Source organism: Coleofasciculaceae cyanobacterium, assembly GCA_036703275.1.
Taxonomy (GTDB): domain Bacteria; phylum Cyanobacteriota; class Cyanobacteriia; order Cyanobacteriales; family Xenococcaceae; genus Waterburya.
Genome location: DATNPK010000094.1, coordinates 22,609 through 43,202, shown reverse-complemented (window position 1 = coordinate 43,202; position 20,594 = coordinate 22,609). Strand labels below are relative to the sequence as shown.

Below are 20,594 nucleotides of genomic sequence, written 5' to 3'. Positions count from 1 at the left end.
CTTCATCAATTGAGAGTTCAGTTATAAACCAAGGGGTCTATAATCTGTCTAGCTTATTTATTAGGCTAGAAACGAATCGCACTGAGTAAGAGTATTCGTGACGAGAAACGTGACCGCCCAAAACGCGCCTTGCAAAGCCCAAGACCGCCCTAAAGGATTAGCTTCGCGTCCGCTGCTCCGCTTATCCGTGATAGACTTATTACTTGACTTATCTTTCCTTTAACTGAACCGAACTATTCAAGCGATTCATCATAAAAGAAATAATCAAATTAATGGCTAGATAAACAGTCATAACAATTAGCAAGACTTCTACCGACTTACCTGTCTGATTAGAGATTGTACTGCCGATCGCATATATATCGCTGTAGCCCACGGCGATCGCTAAACTAGAATTTTTAGCTAAGTTTAAAAATTCGCTAGTCAAAGGCGGAATCATTACCCGCAATGCTTGGGGAAAAATTACTAGCTGCATCATCGCTGATGATTTTAAGCCTAATGCCTTGGCAGCTTCCCATTGTCCTTGACTTACGGATTGAATACCCGCCCGCACCACTTCGGCAATAAACGCCGAGGTATATATGCCCAAGCCGATTAAAAGAGTTGCAAATTCGGGGGATAGATTTAGCCCACCCGTAAGGGAATTGTTCTGTAGCTGAGGTACAGCCCAATCAATACCAAACAAAAAAAGCAGCAGCATCGCGATCGCACTTCCCCCAACCAACCAGATCCAGGGTTGAGGATTTTGTCCTTGTTCAACTGCGCTATTTCTTTTTCTCCAGGCAGCTATAGCCAGTAAAATACAGCCGATAATAGCTGCGAGCGCTATCCCAGTACGTGAGTTAATTATCAGCCAGGGAATATCTAATCCACGATTGCTTAGAAAAAGAAAGTCACCCACAATTAAAGGGCGATCGATCTTTGGCAGTCGCAAGAAAACCGCAAAGTACCAAAAGAACAGCTGTAGCAACAACGGAGTGTTACGTAATATTTCAACATAAGCCGCGGCCAATTTTCGTACCAGCCAGTTATCAGATAGTCTCCCAATGCCGACGCTAATTCCCAAAACACCGGCGATAATAATGCCAAAAAACATTACCTTGAGAGAATTTAATAGCCCGATTACCAAAGCGCGGGTATAAGGATCGGTAGGGCTGTATTCAATTGGGGGGTTAGCAATTCCAAATGAGGCAGCGCGAGACAAAAAATCGAAGCCAAAGGTTAAGTTCAATCGTCGGAAATTGTTGAGCAAATTATTCCCCAACCAGGCGATCGCCATAATAACGATCGCCAAAACTACAATCTGCCCGGCAATTTTAATTAACCGACTGTCTCGCCATAGAGGAACTTTTTCAGCCTGCATGGTGCTTCTCTATCTAAAGGGAGGAGAGTACATTAAACCGCCGTTTGTCCATAGAGCATTAAGGCCTCTTTCTAATTTAAAAGGTTCACCAATATTGCGCTGATAAACTTCGCCATAATTGCCTACCTGTTTGACAATTTTCTGAGCAAAATCATTTGGTAATCCCATATCTTGTCCCAAGTTTCCTTCTAGCCCCAAAAATCGCCTAATTTCAGGGTCTTTTGTCTGGGCAAAGCTATCTACGTTTTGGGAATTGATGCCTAATTCTTCGGCTTCAATCATGGCATAAGTAGACCATTTAACCACATCAGACCACCGAGAATCACCGTTAGCCGTCAAAGGACCTAGAGGTTCTTTTGATAATACTACGTCTAAGACTTGATGCTCGTCTGGATTAGGCAATACAGCACGACGGGCGGTTAATTGAGAGCGATCGCTAGTTGCAGCGACGCAACGCCCTTGTTCATAAGCAGCGTACAGCAAGTCTACATCTTCAAATACTACAGGAGAATAGTTTAGATCTAATCTTCTCATGCGATCGGCTAAATTTTGTTCATTAGTTGTTCCAGATAGAACACAGACGGATTTACCATTTAAATCTTCTAATTTTTCAATATTGCTCGCTGTGGTTGTTAATAGTCCTTGACCATCGTAAAAAGTTGTGGGGGCAAATTCCATCCCCACTGAAGTATCACGGTTTAAGGTCCAGGTTGTATTACGACTGAGCAAATCTACTTCTCCTGACTGCACCGCTACAAATCGCTCTTGTGCGCCGAGATCTCGAAACTCTACTTTGGTAGAGTCGCCGAATAACGCTGCTGCCACAGCGCGACAAAGATCGACATCCATTCCTGAATATTCACCATTTTCATCGACAAAGCTAAATCCAGGTAGCTGACCATTTACGCCACAGACTAAATTACCCCGCTCTTTCACTGTCGCCAAACGGCCAGCATTAGCGCTATCTTTTGTTTGTGCTGCATTGTTTTCAGAATTATTGCTATTGCTACAGCCACCGCCAATAATTAGTATCAATGCTATTAATATAGAGCTTAGCTTAAATTTTAAATCGATCCTCGCAGACATAACTAGTTTTAAAAATATTTTTTTGGTTAATTTATAGGTTAATTTCCTGAGTATAAAGCCATAATTTATAATGTATTAATCTTCGTAATAAAAAGGTAATATTTACTTCGATTGTTTGTTTGTAATCAATGTTGCATAGCGATAATCTAATGATGATCTAATTTAGTAGTTATGCTTTAAAAAATTCTTGGTAACTCCGAAAATAAGGCAATAACTCGTAACTAATTTATGCCTAACGAAGAGAATACATCAAACCGCCATCTCGCCATAAAGCATTCGTTCCACGTTTTAAGTTAAAAGGCACTCCGATATGGCGTTGATAAACTTCTTAATAGTTGCCGACGCGCTTAATCACTTTAGTTACAAAATTGTTACTCAAGCCCATTTACGACATAGCAATATTCTTTAGCTTTTAGATTATGGCGATTAAATTTTAGATCGGATAAACTGGTGATGAGTAAAAATGCTCATTTGTAATTTTTATAATTTTTTTTTAGCGCTCAGATTTATTTACAGAGCTATTCATGTGGTTAACTGTAACAGAAGTATTTCTCGGCACATCAATTATTTTTCTGGAACCGATTCAGATTTTGAATGAATCTGGACAGCCTGTTTCTTTTAGCTACTACGCCCCAGAAAATCTAGAGTTAATTGCTCCAAAACAGTTTTTAGGAACTACTGACTCTGAACTTTTATATTTGCTCGATTTTAAGCAAAAAATAGCTACTAATCGCGTTCAACCTTTTAATTCAACTTTTACCACTCTTACTTTAGAACACCATAGCAATTTAGAAAGGGAAACAAATTACAATATCGACGATCGCTCAATTCCTTTTAAAGCAGGGGATGCCACTTGGAAAACCGATACTCAGCTTGGTTCTCTGGCTTTCGACGGCAATTTTGATTCTCAGGCCAATTTCAATAGAGGCAAAGCCTTTTGGCAAAGCAATACAGCTATAGGTTCGATCAATTTGGTGGTTAATGTCAATAATCAAATTAAACCAATTAAAGCTACTACTGGTTGGCAAACCAAGACAGCTATAGGTTCTTTGGCAATCAAAGGTAACTTTAATGAAAATATTGCTTTTACTGGAGGCAATGCTGCTTGGAATGCCAAGACATCCCTGGGTGTAATTGTAGTTCAAGGAAATTTTGACGAGCACACTAACTTCAGTGGCGGTAATGCTGCTTGGAATGCCAAAAACGATCTGGCTTCACTATCAATCAAAGGTAACTTTGATCGCCACAGCGCTTTTACTGGAGGAAACATCAAGGTTGCAAGCAATACTGTAATTGGTTTCGTAGCTGTCAATGTTCGTATAGATGAAGATACTAAATTTAACGGTGGCGATGCTTCCTGGGATACTAAGCTTTTATTTGGTTCAAGGATCGGAGTTGATGGCCAATTCAATGAAGATAGTACTTTTACAGGCGGCAGTATTAAGTTGGGTACAAATACTAGTTTAGGTGACTTAGGAATAAAAGCTAATCTCGATCGCGACACCAACTTTACTAGCGGGAGTGCTTTCTGGAAAACTAAAGCAGGATTAGGTTCAATTGGCTTAAATGCCGATCTAAAAACCGACGGTAATTTTGAATCTAGGCTGAATATTGAATTCCCTTTTTAATCACATCACCTTAATTTGTTCTATTCGTGTTTTTCTGTGCGACGCAGAGCTAGTCCTAAAGGATACCGCTTCGCATATGCTAAAGCATACCGCTCCGAGACCGAAGGGCGGAGTGCGGTTTATCCGTGAATCCGTGATTGGCATATCCTTTAGGGGACAATAATCACTACTAGAAATCGAAATTTGCGAATCGATACTATAAAAACGCGATCGAGTAATAATATACAGGTGGAGAATGAAACCCTTAGTTAGATTGTTAAGAAAGTGACAGAAGCAAAAAGCTACGAACGACATGAACGCCTGAATTCGATTCAGGCGACGCGTTCTTACAAAGAAACCGTAAATCTGCCCCAAACAGAATTTAATATGCGGGCAAACGCCGTGCAGCGCGAACCAGAATTACAGCAATTTTGGACGGATAATCAGATTTACGAGCAACTGTCGCAGAATAATCCTAATGACTCTTTTATTCTTCATGATGGCCCTCCTTATGCCAATGGCTCGCTGCATATGGGTCATGCGTTGAATAAAGTGCTGAAGGATATTATCAATAAATATAAGTTATTGCAGGGACATAAGATAGAGTACATTCCTGGTTGGGATTGTCATGGACTGCCGATTGAATTGAAAGTTCTTCAGAAAATGAAGTCCCAAGAGAGAAAAGAATTAACTCCTCTTAAATTACGTCAAAAAGCCAAAGAATTTGCCCTCGAAGCTCAACAGGAACAGTGTAAAAGCTTTAAACGCTATGGAATTTGGGGTGACTGGTCACATCCTTATTTAACCCTGAAGCCTGAATACGAAGCAGCGCAAATTGATGTCTTTGGGGAAATGGTGTTAAAAGGGCATATCTATCGGGGTTTAAAACCCGTCCACTGGAGTCCCTCGTCGCGTACGGCACTGGCTGAAGCGGAATTAGAATATCCAGAAGGACATACTTCCCCCAGTATCTATGCAGCCTTTCGGGTAACTGAATTGGGAGAAGGTGCAACGGAATTAGAGCCATATTTACCAAATCTAAGCGTAGCTATTTGGACTACTACCCCCTGGACTATCCCTGGTAACTTAGCGGTAGCTGTCAACGCAGAATTAACATATGCAATTGTGGAAATGAGTCCGCCTTGTCTTGATGCAGTCGCTCATGGGGGAAACCCCCAAGACCGCCCTAAAGGATTAGCTCCTTACGTCGCGTCCGCTGCATCGCTGCCCTCTATAGAGTCAATGATGGCAAAGGAAGGGGTATCTTATTTAATCGTTGCTCAAGATTTGGTTGAAAGATTATCGGCAACCTTGGCAGTAGAGTTAAAAGTTAAAACTACCCTAACAGGTAAAGCCTTGGAAAATACTGTCTATCGTCATCCTTTATTTGACCGAGAAAGTAAAGTTGTAGTCGGTGGTGACTATATCACGACTGAATCTGGTACAGGACTAGTACATACTGCCCCTGGACATGGACAGGAAGACTATATCACAGGGCAAAAGTATGGTTTGCCGATTCTCTCCCCAGTGGATGATGGCGGAAAGTTTACCGAGGAAGCTGGTAAGTTTGCTGGGTTGCAGGTAGTCGCTAAAGGAAATGAAAAAGTTAGCGCGGGTAATCAAGCAATTATCGATGCTTTGACCGAAGCTGGTGCATTACTCAAGCATGAAGAATATGCCCATAAATATCCTTATGACTGGCGCACTGGTAAACCGACTATCTTTCGTGCCACTGAACAGTGGTTTGCTTCAGTAGAAGGATTCCGCGATGCAGCATTAAAAGCAATTTCTGATGTCACCTGGATACCTGCACAAGGGGAAAAACGCATTACTCCTATGGTCAGCGATCGCTCTGACTGGTGTATTTCGCGTCAGCGTAGTTGGGGTGTACCGATTCCTGTATTTTACGATCGAGAGACAAATCAACCTTTATTGACTGAAGAAACGATTAATCATGTAAAGGCGATCGTCGCGCAAAAAGGTTCTGATGCTTGGTGGGAGTTATCGGTAGAAGAATTATTACCTGAGTCTTATCGTAACAATGGACGCACCTATCGCAAGGGTACTGATACGATGGATGTCTGGTTCGATTCTGGTTCATCTTGGGCTGCGGTAGCGAAGGGAAGATTAAAATATCCCGTCGATATGTATTTAGAAGGTTCGGATCAGCATCGAGGCTGGTTTCAATCGAGTTTGCTTACCAGTGTTGCAGTTAATGGCATTGCACCTTATAAAACCGTTCTTACTCATGGTTATGTAGTGGATGAGCAAGGCTTTAAAATGAGTAAGTCTAAAGGCAATGGTATCGCCCCTGAATTGATTGTTGAAGGGGGTAATAATCAGAAACAAGAACCTGCTTATGGTGCTGATGTGCTGCGCCTTTGGGTATCTTCTGTAGACTATTCGACTGATGTTCGCGTTGGGAAGAATATCATCAAGCAAACTTCTGATATGTACCGCAAGGTGCGAAATACTGCCCGTTTCTTACTAGGCAACTTACATGACTTCGATCCGAGTAAAAATGCGATCGCTTATGCAGACTTACCAGAATTAGATAAGTATATGCTGCATCGTATGACAGAGGTATTTGCCGAAGTTACCGCAGCTTACGATAGCTATCAATTCTTCCGCTTTTTCCAGGCGATCCAAAACTTTTGTGTTGTCGATCTGTCTAACTTTTATTTAGATATCGCTAAAGACAGACTCTATATCAGCAGTCTCGATGGCTTCCGTCGCCGTAGTTGTCAGACAGTATTAGCGATCGCCATTGAAAATATTGCTAAAGCGATCGCCCCTGTATTGTGTCATATGGCAGAAGATATTTGGCAGGCTTTGCCCTACGACACTGGTTATAAATCCGTATTTGAATCTGGTTGGGTAGAAACCAAAGACGAATGGCGCGTAGGGGTTGTTCGCCCTTCGGGTTCGACACTTTGCTCAACCGAGAATACCTCCGCAACGCAAGTGTCTCACGAACAACCCCTACAATGGGACGTAATTCGAGATCTAAGAGATGAAGTCAACAAGGTAATGGAACTGGCAAGAACAGCCAAAGCGATTGGTTCTTCTCTGGATGCTAAAGTCTTGCTTCATGTTCCTGATTCGGAGTTGAAAAATAAACTTGCATCCTATAATTCTGCTAATACCCTTAGTGAAAAAGACGTCTCTTCGGATACCGCTTCGCATATAGATGAGTTGCGTTACTTCTTCTTGGCTTCCCAAGTCGAGTTAGTCGATTCTATTGGAGATGCAGAATATAAAAGTGAATCAGATCTGGCAAATATTGCTGTAGTCAAAGCCGACGGTGAGAAGTGCGATCGCTGTTGGAATTATTCTCTTTCTGTAGGAAGTTTTGCCGACGATCCGACAATTTGCGATCGCTGTAATGCAGCATTGAAAGGCGAATTTTAATTCTAATAAGCGTGATAGGAATAGTAAAGACATTATTCCTATTAAAAATTATTAGTAATAATTCAATACTGTATCGGGCGATTGAGCAAGCAGATTTAACTATTGATGCTTGTTTAAGTCAGTATTAAAGAAATTAAAAATAACTGGAATTTATCATGAATAAAAATAAAATGCCTGACACAGAAACTAGAGAAAAGTGACTATCACGTCTCAAAGAAGCTTGTTTAATGTTAGATGGTCTCAATATGACTTAGATGAAGCAATAGCAAGTACACAAGCAGGTATTCGCAACAATAAGATCGATCGTCGTCAAGAAGCTGAACGTTTGTTTGCTAACTATAAAAAAAATTAATTTAACAGGTGCGATCGCGCTTGGGAATTATTCTTTTTCTGTAGGAAGTTTTGCCGACGATCCGATAATTTGCGTAGTTGAGGCCTATGGCTGTAATGCTGCGTTGCAAAACGAATTTTAATTCAAAGATCTACATCACAGAACTATTAACTTGTTCAAAATAACATTATAAATTATAGGGAAAATAAATAATTTATGTTGAACAATAAAGATACAATAACCAACCGTGATGTAGCTCAAGAACTACTGAAAAGAGGCATATACGAGTTTCAAACAGGAAATTACTCAAATGCTCTTGCAATTATCAATCAAGCAATCGAAGTCAAGCCTAACTATTATGAAGCTTTAATAGTAAGAGCAACCTTAATTTATCCCATATTCGGTAATCATCAAGGAGTTATTCAAGATTGTAGTCAAATAATAAAAATTAATCCTCATAATCAGGAAGCATATAATAATAGAGGTTATGCTTTTGCTTCAATAGGTGGTCATTTAGAAGCGATTAAAGATTACAATCGGGCGCTAATAATAGACTCCAATTCTATTTATAGTTATTTGAATCGAGGAATTTCATATGCTCACGTTGAAGAATACGAGAGAGCAATTAGTGATTTCAACTCAGTTATTCAACTAGATCCACAAAATGCAGATGCTTATAATAATCGCTCTTTGATATTCTTCTTTAAAAGAATATCAAAGAGCGATTATTGATTTTACAACTGCAATAAATTTTAATCCTAAACATACAAAAGCGTATCTTAATAGAGGAAGTAGTCGTAGAGCATTAAATAATTTTTTAGGAGCATTACAGGATTCTGACACAGCTTTTAAGATTGACCCTAAAACTGCGAAAGACTATTTACACAATCTTGAGCAAATATATATAGATTGTGTAAGCCAACAGCAGTATAAGGCAGAACATAATCTTGAACAATCAGTCGAAAAATTAATTGACAAAGCTATAGACTTATCAGATGCAGGAGACAATGTAAAAGCAATTGAATATTTTGATTTGGCTTTAGAAATAGATCCAAGAAATGCTAAGGCTTATAACAATCGGGGATATTGTTTTTATTTGTTAGAAGATTTCTATAAATCATTAGAAAATTATAATATAGCGTTAGAAATAAATCCACAATTCGTTAACTGCTATTTGAATCGATTTGTCGTTCATTATTATTTGCGTAAATATAAAGAAGCAATTAATGATTGTAACAAAATTCTACTTATAGAACCTTACAATGTAGGAGCCTATATGAATAGAGGAATCGCCTTGGTAGAATTGAATGAATTTCAAGCTGCTCTTACAAATTATAATAAAGCAATATCAATAGATGCTGATAATCCTAATTTTTACAACAATAGAGCATGGCTATTTATAAAAATAGATTATTATCCTAGAGCTTTAGAAGATTTTAAAAAAGCTGCTCAAATATATATAGAAAATGATAATGTGCAGGGTTATCAAAAAATGCTGAAGCAAATACAGCTAATCAGTCAATAATAAAAAAATAAATAAACTGATGATTAAAGAGATCGCGCTGTTGAAATTATTCTTTTTCTGTAAGAAGTTTTACTGAAGATCCGACAATTTACGTAGCGAAGCCATATGCCCTAAAGGATATGCCCTAAAGGATATGCGAAGCGGTATGCTTTAGCATTTGCGAAGCTTATCCTTTAGGACTAGCTACGCGTCGCGAAGCGGTATACCACAAGGGTATATCCGCAGGTGTATCCGCACAGAGACAACGTCCTTTAGGATGCCGTAAGGCTTATCGCTCTAGTGCAAGATTGAAAAAACAGTTTTAATACAGCCGATCTAAGTTTTTTTCAGACTTTGTACCGTCAATTGAATCCCCAACAAAAACAATCCTATCGCCACCATCGCAAATACTCCTGTAGCCAACGCCACAACTCCCATTACCAATGTTCTAACGGCGGAAGTTATATTAATTACGATTGGATTGTTAGAAGTCACTGCCTTCGTCGCATAAGTCTGCACTATCGAACTAAATAGTGAATAGGAAGCAAAGGCAAGTACTCCAGAAATGCAAGAAGCAAAGAAACAGCTTAATGGTGTCGTTTTTTCTGTTGTTTTGTCTAAAGAAACGTCTGTTTGAGCATCACTGACGGCAGAATCATTAGGGGTATCTTTCATAATCTTTAATTAATTTGGGGAAAACAGGTCATAATTAGCCTGGACAATTACTCAATTACTCCTATTATCCCCCAGCTTTAGCCCACTCTTACAGGAGATTCAGACCAACGACCAACGGCTTTGCCGATCACACTTAGTTCCTGCATTAAGTTGGCAAAACCCTCAAAGGTTTGGGATTGAGGCCCATCAGATAGGGCTTTGGCGGGGTTGGGGTGAACTTCAATCATCAAAGAATCTGCTCCTGCTGCGATCGCTGCTTTTGCCATTGGTGGGACAAATTTAGCTACGCCAGTGCCATGACTGGGATCGATCGCGATCGGTAAATGAGTCAAAGAGCGTAATACTGGTATTACAGCTAGATCTAGAGTATTACGCACATATTGGCTATCAAAAGTGCGAATGCCTCGCTCACACAAAATTACGTTAGAGTTTCCTGCCGCCAGAACATATTCTGATGCCATCAACAAGTCATCAATAGTAGCTGACATTCCCCGTTTAAGAAACACTGGCTTGTCCTGTGCGCCAACCTTTTTCAGCAGAGGAAAATTTTGCATATTTCTCGCTCCCACCTGGACAATATCGGCAACTTCCACCACCTTGTCCACATCGGCAGTGTCCATTACTTCAGTGATGATGCCCAAACCGCTAGCATCTCGCGCAGCAGCAAGTAACTCTAACGCGCTTTCTCCATGACCTTGAAAAGAATAGGGAGAAGTACGAGGCTTATATGCCCCACCCCGCAAAAAACTAGCTCCAGCAGCCTTCACTGCCTTTGCTGTCTCAATAATCATTGTCTCATTTTCTACCGAACAAGGCCCCGCAATTACTACTACAGGATGATTTTGTCCAAAGGTAACATTGCCATTTGGAGTAGAGACAACGACGCTGCTATGCTCTCCATTACGATATTCTAAACTGGTCTTTTTATAAGGTTTTTCGACGCGCAATACGCTTTCAATCCAAGGACTAATGTCTTTTAACTGCAAAGGATCTAAAGATGCAGTTTCGCCCACCAAACCCATAACTGTTTTATGTTTGCCGATGATTTTTTCTGGAGTTAATCCCCAATCCTGTAATTCGGCTTCTATTCTCTGAATCTCTTGCTCAGGAGAACCGACTTTCATGACTACAATCATGATTAATAACCCCAATTTATTAAGTAAATTATCTTAACAGTAATGGTAGTAAATTTTTTTACAAAATGGAGCGCAAGCGATCGCCAATCTGGCGAATTACCTTTCTCTCAAGCATTAATACAGTAGCTACTAAAGCTTTTTCGTCATAAAAACACTATTGGGGTCATCAATATATTTAGCGAAAGGGCTTCGATACTTAAACCCATAGAGTGTATATAAAGCTCTTGCTGGAGCAAACTCAGGAAAACTACCCGTTTCCAAATTTAGATGAGCGTAACTACGTCGTTCGGCTTCTCTAATAATGTGTTCGAGAATTTTTGAGGCGATCTTTTTACGACGGTGAACTTTAGCAGTACGCATTGATTTTACTTCACCACTTCTTGAATCTAGTTCTTTTAATGCACCGCATTCCAACAGTTCATCATCTTCCCAAGCTGTCCAAAAAGTAATATCAGGCGATCGCGAAGCGTAGGCGGAGCCTAATCGCAATGCTTTGAAATTAAGAGCATGAATGCTTTGAGGGGGTGTAATCTGTTTCATGTTTTCAAGATGCTCTTTAAGAAGATTGGCAACTTTTCTCCTGTCAAGTCATCTTGGCGTATTTGTAATCGACTCATCTCCTCAATTTAATCGACAAAACTGAAATCATTATAAGAACGGATTTGCATCTTGAACTCTAGCCGATCAAAGCGATCGCAATCGATGATCTTCAACGTGTTTGTTTTGTTTAATTAGCCAAAATAACTGTCGTCCAACATCTGATCTAAGCTGATTGGCTCGTGATTGGGTACATCAAAAACTTTACTTTTCTGAATTCCTGTTGCACACTTGTCGTACCAAAACAAATAATTTGCTGCTAAATATTTTTTCAAGCTGGGAGAATCTTCTAAAATGCTTTTAGCTTCCCTGCGAAAATTAGTAATTTCAATCCGCCAGTTATTTCTGTTGCGCTCGCGCTCACTTGTCCAGTACTTTAGCTTAAAGATATGTTCGATCAAACGATTCATATAGCTCCGTAAAGCCCTTTTTTGACTCGCTCCCATATCTTCAATTTCTTCTAGCAGATTGTCCCAATCCATCTTGCTAACATCTCGGTTTTTAATCGCGATCGCTATTTCTTCGAGCCAAAGGTTAAAATCTTGTCCATATAACTTATTCATTGTTAATTAACCTCCCGATCTCTAGTATAGGTCGCGCTCGAGCCTCAGTAGGTCAGGATCCCCGCCGTCCTAAAGCATATAAAACGACGGGGCTTGCCTGACCGTTGGTCAACCTGATTAAAAAGCTATTCAAAGGGCAGTGCGCAGAGCGCAATTGCAATATGATTAGCTAAACCCCGATATTGAAGCGATCGCGACTTCCACCAAAAAACAGTTTCACTTAGTTACCTGTTTCGGTTGAATTGACAAACCTCAAGATGAGTATGAGGTAGACGAAAGTGATGAAGTGATTTTAATGTTGAATCCTCAATATCTAGAAAACTCGAACTAAAGATATTTGAAGTACAAATCAATTAGTTGGTCGTTGGTTGGAAACAGCTGATTAATTTCTAATCAGCTATTAATGCTAATGCTTGATAGATCGCCCCAACTCGATTTAAAAACAGACTCAATCAATCAGCCTTAGCATTTTTCGAGGCTTTCCAAGCGTCTTTAGTTCTGCCCAGGTTAAGTTTAAATTCATCACCCCCCAAAGCACTACCAGTCCGTTCCTCATCCCAGGAGGCGGAAAACAGACCATAGCTCAAACCCAGGACACCTAAACCTAAAAAGCCAAAGGAAACAGCCAGGGCAAGATATGGTGGCAGGTCTACAACTTCTTTCATCTTAAGCCAGTAAAAAATGAACAAAGATGACATTCCCAAAACTGAAGGGATTCCACAGAATACTGCCATGCGTCGCCCCATACGCTTGCTAACCACATCAGGAATTGCTGATAGATTGGAATTTTGACGTGAATTTCTCGAAGTGAATTTAGGTTTTTTTGGTGCTGGGCTAGTAGATGCCTTGGAAGTAGTTTTGTCGGGCTTTTCTTTTTTATTATTGTTACGGGGTTCAAAGGGTAAGCGACCCCGTTTAGAATCTGATGACATGATATTTGATATATTAACGGCGAATGCCAAGACGACCAATCAACTTTTGGTAACGTTCGTAGTCTTCTTTTTGGATATAAGCCAAAAGACCTTTACGGCGACCGATCATTTTTAATAGACCTCTTCTAGAAGAATGATCTTTTTTATTAGCTTTTAAATGAGCAGTTAGTTTGTTGATTCTTTCGGTAAGAACGGCAATTTGCAGATCGGCAGAACCAGTATCAGTTTCATGAACTTGGTATTCTGCCATTAATTCTTGTTTGCGCTGTTGAGTCAGAGTCATAGTTAGTCTAGTTTTAGATTGTCTTGATATATTTGAATTGCAGACTATTATATTATCATCGATTTTTTAAAACTTTCATCCTCGATTGAAACTGGTGGCATAATTATCCCCGCAGTTTTTAATTAATCATCAGCAAGCCCTAATTTTTGAGCGACCATACCAAAAGTGAAATCATCTTCCGATTCCAATTCATTACCAAGTTCTAATTCAGCAGCCCAAGCTACGGGATTAGATACATTTGGCGGGGTTTTTACTCCTTCGATATTGACTATCTTAGGGGTAATTATGTACCTGCGTTTCGGCTGGGTTGTCGGCAATGCAGGTCTAATCGGCACTCTAATGATCGTGACTATTTCGACTGCGATTACCTTTCTTACTGCTTTATCGGTATGTGCGATCGCCACTGACAAAGTGGTTCGTGCAGGGGGTGCATACTACATGATTAGTCGCTCTTTAGGGATTGAGACAGGGGGTGCAGTAGGCATTTCTCTTTACTTTGCTCAGGCGGTATCGGTAGCACTCTACACTATTGGTTTTGCTGAAAGTGTAGTTAATGCCAAAATTAATATTTTTGGTAACAGCATTAATTTTCAGGACTGGGAGTTAAATCAAACCTATGTAGCATTAATAATCACTGTTTTAGTCGGTATTCTCGCGATCGCTTCAGCTAGCTTGGCAATTAAGGCGCAGTACTTTATTATGGCTGCGATCGCCATCTCACTGCTGGCATTTATCCTTGGTAGTCCCTTACCTAATGTAGAGCCACAGTGGTTAGCTGCACCTCCGCCGACTGCGCTGCCTTTTTGGACGGTGTTTGCCGTGTTTTTTCCAGCGGTAACGGGAATTATGGCTGGGGTCAATATGTCGGGAGATTTAAAAGATCCGATTAAATCTTTACCGACAGGGACATTGGCAGCAGTGGGTACAGGATATGTAATATACATGGTTTTGCCGATCTTTTTGGCGATGCGAGCTGATTCAGCGAGCCTGATTGACGAGGACATCTTTGTGATGCAAGAAACTGCTTTGCAAGGTTTTGGCTTTACGATGCTGCTGGGAGTTTGGGGAGCAACCTTGAGTAGTGCCATCGGGAGTATTTTGGGCGCACCTCGCGTCTTACAAGCATTAGCAAGAGATGGGGTATTGCCGCCATTATTCAGCTTTTTAGGCAAGGGACAGGGTAGGAATGATGAACCCCGTAACGGTACTTTAGTCAGCTTGGCAATTGCGATCGCTGCTGTATGTATAGGAGATTTGAACTTAATTGCGCCGATACTGTCAATGTTTTTTCTGACCACCTATTTTGTCTTAAATGTTTCGGCAGCTATTGAAGGCTTTTTACAAAGTCCTTCTTTTCGTCCCAGCTTTCGGGTGCATTGGTCGCTATCGCTTTTGGGCGCAATTGGCTGTTTGGGGGTAATGTTCTTAATTAACGCCTTGGCTACTATCTGTGCTGCGGTAATTGTTTTAGGTATCTATCTTTGGTTACAGCGCCGGGAAGTAAAAACTACCTGGGGTGACGTGCGTCGGGGAATGTGGATGGCATTAATCAGTCAAGGCATTTTTCAAATCGAAGAGCAAGAAGATCCGAAAAACTGGCGACCTCATATTCTGGTTTTGTCTGGCGCACCGCAAAAACGCTGGTCGCTAATCGAGCTTGCCGATGGTTTTAGTCATAATCGCAGTTTGATGACGGTTTCTAGTGTGCTTCCCAGTGGTTCTCGCGATCTCAAACAACAGCTAAATTTAGAAAAAACTATTCGGGACTATCTACAAAAAAGAGGTGTTAAAGCCCTAGTGCGAGTAGTGACTGCTGACGATCCCTTTGAGGGTGCGGTAAGATTAGTAGAAACTTACGGCTTAGGTCCTCTTGTTCCTAACACTGTAGTTATGGGAGACAGCGAGCAACCAGAGCATAGAGAGGGTTTTTGTAATGCGATCGCTGAAATACACAATAGTAAACGAAATCTAGTTGTTTTTCACGAAAATCAACAGCAAAAATTCGGTTTCCGCCGCCAAATAGACGTATGGTGGGGAGGGGGAATACAGGCAAACGGTAGTTTGATGTTATTATTGGCATATTTATTGCGTACTGACATCAACTGGCGCAATGCAAAAATCTACCTTAAGTTGGTTGTTCCTAACCAGGCTGCTGCTGATGCTGCTAAAGATAATCTCAATCGCTTTAGCCAAAATCTACGCATTGATGTAATTCCTCAAGTCATTGTTGCTGAAGGTCGTTCTTTTGATGAAATTTTGCAGCAATCTTCTGGTAATTCTGACCTAGTCTTTTTAGGTATGGCTGCACCATCAAATGGCTTTATAGAATATTATGAAAAGCTCCAGCAAAGAGTAGCTAATTTACCGTCTACTATCTTTATTTTGGCTGCTCCCGAATTTGCTTTTGGAGAAGTGCTGACCGAATAAATAATTATCGTATAAATCCTTTTAAAAATCGAGATAAGCAGTGAAGCAATCAAAATTGACAGTTAAACATTCAAAAGTTGGCAAATGGCAGTGCATTAGTAATTGTGGTGCCTGTTGTAATCTTACCCCTGAAGAACGACCAGATTTAGAAAAGTATCTTTCTCAAGAAGAGTTAGAGACATATTTGAGTATGGTGGGGGAAGACGGCTGGTGTATTAATTATGACCACGACCAGAGAAAATGTCAGATCTATGAGCAACGTCCTCGTTTTTGCCGAGTTGAATCAGCTAACTTTGAATCCATGTTTGGTATCGAACCAGCAGAGTTTAATGAATTTGCGATCGCCTGTTGTCAGCAACAAATTGCTGGAGTTTATGGTCAAAAAAGCGCAGAATTAGCAAAATACAAGACTGCAATCTTTAATAACAAACTTGAGTAAACTAAGTTGAAAATGCTTTAATTTTGATTAACTAATTTTTTAAACTAACGAAACTATCCAAGCTAAAACAATTCTATTAAAGAAATTTATCTTCTAATTGTTTTTATCTTCAACTTGTGGTTTATCAGTCATTATGCTCTCCTGCTTTTCTAGTGGCTTATCGCCCCAAAAACCTCAAAATTCCCATAAAGCCGTACCCAAAAGCGATCGCTGGGTAACTTCTTCATCCTCTATTCCTGCATTAAATAGGTTCTGGACGCTAATTGCTGCTTTAAATTTAGCTTGAGAATAAAAAATAGCAGCATCAGTTTGGAAATATCTAGGCAAAATTAAACTATTAGCTGTATCTCCAAAGCGATTGGGCGTAGCCCATGCTGCGCGATCGCCATTCCAAGTTATTCCACTTCCAAAACCTAAGCCTTGCCATGTACCTTGGGTAATTTCATAGCTAGTCCACAAACCACCACTATGACGCGCTACTCCTGTAACTGGACTGCCGACTGTAATTACTTCATCTTCAATAACGTCAGCATCGGTATAACTATAAAATCCATACAGCCACCAGCCAGGAGTTATTTCTCCTCTTAATTCTCCCGTCCATGAAAGGCTTCTTTGTTCGTTAATTTGTAGCTCGAAATCTAGTTCATTTGGGTCAATGGTCGTAATATTATTTTGGGTTTCATGGTACAAAGATAGTGTTGCTAGCCAGCGATCGCCAAATTCAGTTTCAATTCCCAGTTCAATTCCGCGATATGTTTGCGAATCAAAAGGCCGATCTTTAATATCTGTCCCTTCAATTGGTTCGGCATGATAGTTAACCGTAGTAAAGAGAAATAAACGCTCGCTTAACTCATAATCAAGACTGAGTTCGGGATAAAAATTATTGTTTTCAACTGGTTCAACCGAAGGTAGTTCGGGTAAATCTGTAGTGTCGCTAATGACTACATCCAAAGTGCCTTCAAAATTCAGGAACAGGCGATCGCTTAAAGCAATTTCATGTTCGATAAATAAGCCTAAATAGTTCTTCTTACTAATAAAATCTTGACTGAGATAAGGACTTGGAAGAACTGAATCATTTATTGGAAGTGGATTGAGAGTGACAACCCCTTCACCAGAGAGAATAAACGGATTTTTATTAACTTCGATGCCAATTGTGGTTGCTTGTTTTATTTCAGTCTCAAACTCCTGAGTTGTTTCTAACATTAGGTTATAAAATTGTTCCAGGGGAAACTCTCCATAATCAAAATAGCGTTCGGTTTCTGGTTGTGATGTAGCTAAATTATTACTGCGATCCCAAGTAAGATAAGCTGCGCGGAAAGAATTAGTCATTATCCATACTTGATTCTGATTCGCGCAATTGCTCTCAAGCGTTCTTCTGGCTAAATTTGGCAGGATAGAAACTTCCCCACAGATAACCAATTAGGAGTAATAGTTGGACGTGAAATGTATAAAGATTTGAAGTTAGTTGCTAAAAATTGTTGGTTTACTTTTTCAGCAGCAACGGGTTGAATAACTGTCACTGCTGCCGATAAGCTACTAATCAAATAAAAGCAGTATTTAATTAAATTCATGTAATTCATGTTTTCATCTAAAATCTATTTTTTGATTAATTTTCTGTTGGGTTCAATGATTCTTTGAGGACGACGGCGCAAACGATACATCACAAAGCCCGTAATCAAGATAGTTGGAGCTAAACCCACAAAGAAATAGAGAATGCGTGAGTAGATACCAGCCAATGTACCGTAGTGAAGGGGGTAAGCTGATTTAAAATTGCTTTAGCACGAGAGGGGTTCATGCCGACTTCTAACTGTACCACCTCATCTGAAAATTGACCTAAAGCGATGGTTGTACTTCCCCACGAAATGGATTCCCCTGCTTGTTTTTTGCCAACAATAAAGGCATCTTCTGGTTTGTGGGGGATGGTGATGGAAGTGGTTTTAGCTTTGGGAAAGATGGTATCGGCTCGTTGCAGTAAATCTTCTAAGGGTAGGGGTTTCTGATTATCGCTTTTTGTTTCAGCAATAAGTTTAATAATAAATAACTGTAATAAGCTTAATTGAAATAAGAAAAAACTATATTTGACCAGATTCAAGTCCTTACCCCTCGCATTAATTGCCTTATAGCTAATTAAAAGTATTTTGCAATAAACTATACCGTGTTTTGCGAGCTGTTTGGAAATATTCTGATTTTTTTGCCTTTATTGGCTAAATCACCATTTATCATTAATTGACCCAAAACCTAGTTACAACAAAGTTAAAGAGGTCATTTGAAAAAAGTTTAATGTCTGAAACGTAAATAACGTCTAGAATTTATGACCTAATTAATCGACTGGTTTAAATCAATGGTATAAATTAATTATTGATATAAGTTACTGATAAGTGATAGCTTGAATTCAGCGGGTATTGTCATAATTGTTTTTAAATCTAAAAGGTCTAGCTTTTTCTTGAGTTGTTGTTTAATGATTTTCCTTAAAAGAATTATATTGCTCTTGATTAATTCGCCCAGATTCGTAAAGAGTATTGGTAATTTCTGAAATACTTAAAACTGAATGAGCGCAATAACCGTTGTCTGCTAGCCGATCTTTTACTCCTCCTTCATGGTCGATAAAAACTACAATATCTTTAATCTTTAAACCAGCAGACTTTAACTTATCTGCCCCTTCCATTACGCTTTTACCACTAATTAAAATATCATCAATAACAACTACCGTTTCTCCTGGGTAAAAGTTACCTTCAATGAGACGACGAGTACCATGCGCCTTAACTTCTTTGCGGGGAAAAATCATCGGACGCTGAAGATTCAGGGCTAATCCTGTAGCAGTGGGCAATGCACCGTAAGGAATGCCAGCAATGCGATCGAACTTTAACGTCCGTACAATGTCGCTATAGGCATCGAGAACTTGATTAAACAGATGCGGATTAGAAATTATTTTGCGCAGGTCAATATAATAAGAAAAAGTCGCTCCCGAAGCCTGAACGTATTCTCCAAACAGCAAACAGCCAATATCAAACAGTTCGAGAATCAGATCTTGATAAGGATGCTGTGTCAACAAACAGACATCAGGTGTCCAGAGTTCACAGGTAGGACCGTGAATGCTTTTGGCTTCGCGATAGATATTAAGTTTTTGATTGAGATTGGCAACTTCTGTAGCGAGATTACTATCAGAGAGCAAGTCCTGAGGAATAGGAATTAATAGTCCTTCACCAGTACTGTTTAGCCCAATATTGATTAAAGATTCTAGGTTATTTTTTTTACTCCATAAACTACGTAGTAAGATTGTCCTTTCAGGTGCGATCGCTCTAATTTTTCCTAGCACCTCAACATTAGTCGTACCAACCTCCAGATATAGCTGTTGGGGAGTTGCCCAAGACTGCGCCTCTTTAACTACCTGTAGATAAAATGGTTGTTCTAGATTAGGATACCGCTGTAAAGTTTCAGCTTTGGGGTTAGAGGTATGAGCGAGAATAAATACCGCCTTGTCAGAATAAACTAAAAAGGGTGCAGCATGATCTTGTCCTGCATAGGGAGTAAGAGTAATCGCATCCACCTGCCACTGCTCAAAAATAGCTTTAGCAAAGACAGTACTAGTATTAAGATCGCTGTGTTTAGCATCTAAAATGACGGGAATAGATTCAGGGATAGCCATCAAGATTCGCTCTAATAGCCGTAATCCTGGTATACCCAATGCCTGATAAAAACCTAAAGTTGGCTTGTAGGCGCAGACGCGATCGCTGGTTGATTTGATTACCCATAACAACCAAGTTTCGATACTTTCGAGCAAATCGCAATCTTCATGAAGATATTCAGAAGACATCATTTCGGGATTAGGATCGAGTCCTACAATTAATAAACTATTATTAATTGCGATCGCCTGATTGAGTTTGTCAGTAAAATTCATCTTCAATTAAAAAAAGATCGTCAGCCAAATACAAGGAGGTTCAGTACTGGTATACTCAACTCGATGTTTTTGATGAGCAGGTATAAATAAATAATCCCCTGTAGTTAGCTTAATACGAGAACCATCCTCATAGCCTAATTCCCCCACACCTTGAAGTATCATCAGCCACTCATTTTTTTCTTGGTCATACCATTTCCCTTCTGGCGTAACCTGTCCTGTCGAAACAATCCGTTCAATCAAAACTTGGTCGTTATCTAATAAAGTCTTAAACAACTCCTCTTGCGGTAACTGTTGCGGAAGCTTAAAAACATTGCTTATGTTATTTTTCATAAAGAGCGCAAGATA

Annotated in this window: 20 protein-coding genes; 8 read left to right on the top strand and 12 right to left on the bottom strand. The window is 39.8% G+C overall.

What is annotated here, in order from left to right; translation table 11 throughout:
- Positions 1-208: 208 nt before the first annotated feature.
- Both V6C71_18825 and V6C71_18820 read right to left on the bottom strand, forming a co-directional pair.
- Positions 209-1,360 (bottom strand): ABC transporter permease subunit, encoded by a 1,152-nt coding sequence (locus V6C71_18825; GenBank protein ID HEY9770516.1) that lies wholly within the window; start codon positions 1,358-1,360, stop codon positions 209-211.
- A gap of 9 nt (positions 1,361-1,369) precedes the next feature.
- Positions 1,370-2,395 carry an amino acid ABC transporter substrate-binding protein gene (locus tag V6C71_18820; protein HEY9770515.1) on the bottom strand — a complete coding sequence of 342 codons (1,026 nt, stop codon included), beginning with the start codon at positions 2,393-2,395 and terminating at the stop codon, positions 1,370-1,372.
- A 575-nt stretch (positions 2,396-2,970) separates the two neighbouring features.
- Here V6C71_18820 and V6C71_18815 point away from each other — a divergent pair.
- From V6C71_18815 to V6C71_18790, 6 genes are all read left to right on the top strand, one after another.
- Entirely contained in the window at positions 2,971-4,074 is a 1,104-nt protein-coding gene (locus V6C71_18815) for a hypothetical protein (protein ID HEY9770514.1), read from the top strand.
- Positions 4,075-4,338: 264 nt separating this feature from the next.
- Entirely contained in the window at positions 4,339-7,464 is a 3,126-nt protein-coding gene (gene ileS, locus V6C71_18810; GenBank protein ID HEY9770513.1) for an isoleucine--tRNA ligase, read from the top strand.
- Positions 7,465-7,660: 196 nt separating this feature from the next.
- Positions 7,661-7,816 (top strand): hypothetical protein, encoded by a 156-nt coding sequence (locus V6C71_18805; GenBank protein HEY9770512.1) that lies wholly within the window; start codon positions 7,661-7,663, stop codon positions 7,814-7,816.
- The gene (locus V6C71_18800) at positions 7,794-7,937 is read left to right on the top strand and encodes a hypothetical protein (GenBank protein ID HEY9770511.1); all 144 of its coding nucleotides are present in this window, start codon (positions 7,794-7,796) and stop codon (positions 7,935-7,937) included. Before V6C71_18805 ends, V6C71_18800 begins: the two co-directional genes overlap by 23 nt.
- A gap of 74 nt (positions 7,938-8,011) precedes the next feature.
- The gene (locus V6C71_18795; GenBank protein ID HEY9770510.1) at positions 8,012-8,527 is read left to right on the top strand and encodes a tetratricopeptide repeat protein; all 516 of its coding nucleotides are present in this window, start codon (positions 8,012-8,014) and stop codon (positions 8,525-8,527) included.
- Entirely contained in the window at positions 8,520-9,320 is an 801-nt protein-coding gene (locus V6C71_18790; protein ID HEY9770509.1) for a tetratricopeptide repeat protein, read from the top strand. The genes V6C71_18795 and V6C71_18790 overlap by 8 nt, the downstream gene beginning before the upstream one ends.
- A 315-nt stretch (positions 9,321-9,635) precedes the next feature.
- Here V6C71_18790 and V6C71_18785 read toward each other — a convergent pair whose 3' ends face one another.
- From V6C71_18785 to rpsO, 6 genes are all read right to left on the bottom strand, one after another.
- The gene (locus tag V6C71_18785; protein HEY9770508.1) at positions 9,636-9,974 is read right to left on the bottom strand and encodes a DUF3082 domain-containing protein; all 339 of its coding nucleotides are present in this window, start codon (positions 9,972-9,974) and stop codon (positions 9,636-9,638) included.
- Positions 9,975-10,051: 77 nt separating this feature from the next.
- A complete protein-coding gene (gene aroF, locus V6C71_18780) occupies positions 10,052-11,110 on the bottom strand; it encodes a 3-deoxy-7-phosphoheptulonate synthase (protein HEY9770507.1) in 1,059 nt (352 codons plus the stop codon).
- A gap of 129 nt (positions 11,111-11,239) precedes the next feature.
- The gene (locus tag V6C71_18775; protein HEY9770506.1) at positions 11,240-11,650 is read right to left on the bottom strand and encodes a GNAT family N-acetyltransferase; all 411 of its coding nucleotides are present in this window, start codon (positions 11,648-11,650) and stop codon (positions 11,240-11,242) included.
- Positions 11,651-11,841: 191 nt separating this feature from the next.
- On the bottom strand, positions 11,842-12,270 hold the full coding sequence (locus tag V6C71_18770) for a DUF29 domain-containing protein (GenBank protein ID HEY9770505.1): 429 nt from the start codon (positions 12,268-12,270) through the stop codon (positions 11,842-11,844).
- A 452-nt stretch (positions 12,271-12,722) separates the two neighbouring features.
- On the bottom strand, positions 12,723-13,202 hold the full coding sequence (locus V6C71_18765) for a PAM68 family protein (GenBank protein HEY9770504.1): 480 nt from the start codon (positions 13,200-13,202) through the stop codon (positions 12,723-12,725).
- Between the two features lie 13 nt (positions 13,203-13,215).
- Positions 13,216-13,485: a 30S ribosomal protein S15 gene (gene rpsO, locus V6C71_18760; protein ID HEY9770503.1), complete on the bottom strand. Its 270-nt coding sequence runs from the start codon at positions 13,483-13,485 to the stop codon at positions 13,216-13,218.
- 165 nt (positions 13,486-13,650) lie between these two features.
- Here rpsO and V6C71_18755 point away from each other — a divergent pair, with 165 nt between their 5' ends.
- Together V6C71_18755 and V6C71_18750 are read left to right on the top strand one after the other, a co-directional pair.
- Complete coding sequence (locus V6C71_18755) at positions 13,651-15,912, top strand: amino acid permease (protein HEY9770502.1); 2,262 nt, start codon at positions 13,651-13,653, stop codon at positions 15,910-15,912.
- A gap of 40 nt (positions 15,913-15,952) precedes the next feature.
- Positions 15,953-16,351 carry a YkgJ family cysteine cluster protein gene (locus tag V6C71_18750; GenBank protein ID HEY9770501.1) on the top strand — a complete coding sequence of 133 codons (399 nt, stop codon included), beginning with the start codon at positions 15,953-15,955 and terminating at the stop codon, positions 16,349-16,351.
- Positions 16,352-16,525: 174 nt separating this feature from the next.
- On the opposite strand, the gene V6C71_18745 is transcribed toward V6C71_18750, so the two are convergent.
- The 4 genes from V6C71_18745 to V6C71_18730 form a co-directional block, all read right to left on the bottom strand.
- Positions 16,526-17,770 (bottom strand): TonB-dependent receptor, encoded by a 1,245-nt coding sequence (locus V6C71_18745; protein ID HEY9770500.1) that lies wholly within the window; start codon positions 17,768-17,770, stop codon positions 16,526-16,528.
- 271 nt (positions 17,771-18,041) lie between these two features.
- On the bottom strand, positions 18,042-18,443 hold the full coding sequence (locus V6C71_18740) for a hypothetical protein (protein ID HEY9770499.1): 402 nt from the start codon (positions 18,441-18,443) through the stop codon (positions 18,042-18,044).
- 363 nt (positions 18,444-18,806) lie between these two features.
- The gene (locus V6C71_18735; GenBank protein ID HEY9770498.1) at positions 18,807-20,249 is read right to left on the bottom strand and encodes a bifunctional orotidine-5'-phosphate decarboxylase/orotate phosphoribosyltransferase; all 1,443 of its coding nucleotides are present in this window, start codon (positions 20,247-20,249) and stop codon (positions 18,807-18,809) included.
- A gap of 6 nt (positions 20,250-20,255) precedes the next feature.
- The gene (locus V6C71_18730) at positions 20,256-20,579 is read right to left on the bottom strand and encodes a cupin domain-containing protein (protein HEY9770497.1); all 324 of its coding nucleotides are present in this window, start codon (positions 20,577-20,579) and stop codon (positions 20,256-20,258) included.
- Between the last annotated feature and the right edge of the window lie 15 nt (positions 20,580-20,594).

Excerpts from the sequence above, each read along its gene's own strand:
- V6C71_18825 (HEY9770516.1), bottom strand. The coding sequence starts at position 1,360 with ATGCAGGCTGAAAAAGTTCCTCTATGGCGAGACAGTCGGTTAATTAAA.
- V6C71_18815 (HEY9770514.1), top strand. The coding sequence starts at position 2,971 with ATGTGGTTAACTGTAACAGAAGTATTTCTCGGCACATCAATTATTTTT.
- V6C71_18795 (HEY9770510.1), top strand. The coding sequence starts at position 8,012 with ATGTTGAACAATAAAGATACAATAACCAACCGTGATGTAGCTCAAGAA.
- V6C71_18785 (HEY9770508.1), bottom strand. The coding sequence starts at position 9,974 with ATGAAAGATACCCCTAATGATTCTGCCGTCAGTGATGCTCAAACAGAC.
- aroF (HEY9770507.1), bottom strand. The coding sequence starts at position 11,110 with ATGATTGTAGTCATGAAAGTCGGTTCTCCTGAGCAAGAGATTCAGAGA.
- V6C71_18775 (HEY9770506.1), bottom strand. The coding sequence starts at position 11,650 with ATGAAACAGATTACACCCCCTCAAAGCATTCATGCTCTTAATTTCAAA.
- V6C71_18770 (HEY9770505.1), bottom strand. The coding sequence starts at position 12,270 with ATGAATAAGTTATATGGACAAGATTTTAACCTTTGGCTCGAAGAAATA.
- V6C71_18765 (HEY9770504.1), bottom strand. The coding sequence starts at position 13,202 with ATGTCATCAGATTCTAAACGGGGTCGCTTACCCTTTGAACCCCGTAAC.
- rpsO (HEY9770503.1), bottom strand. The coding sequence starts at position 13,485 with ATGACTCTGACTCAACAGCGCAAACAAGAATTAATGGCAGAATACCAA.
- V6C71_18735 (HEY9770498.1), bottom strand. The coding sequence starts at position 20,249 with ATGAATTTTACTGACAAACTCAATCAGGCGATCGCAATTAATAATAGT.
- V6C71_18730 (HEY9770497.1), bottom strand. The coding sequence starts at position 20,579 with ATGAAAAATAACATAAGCAATGTTTTTAAGCTTCCGCAACAGTTACCG.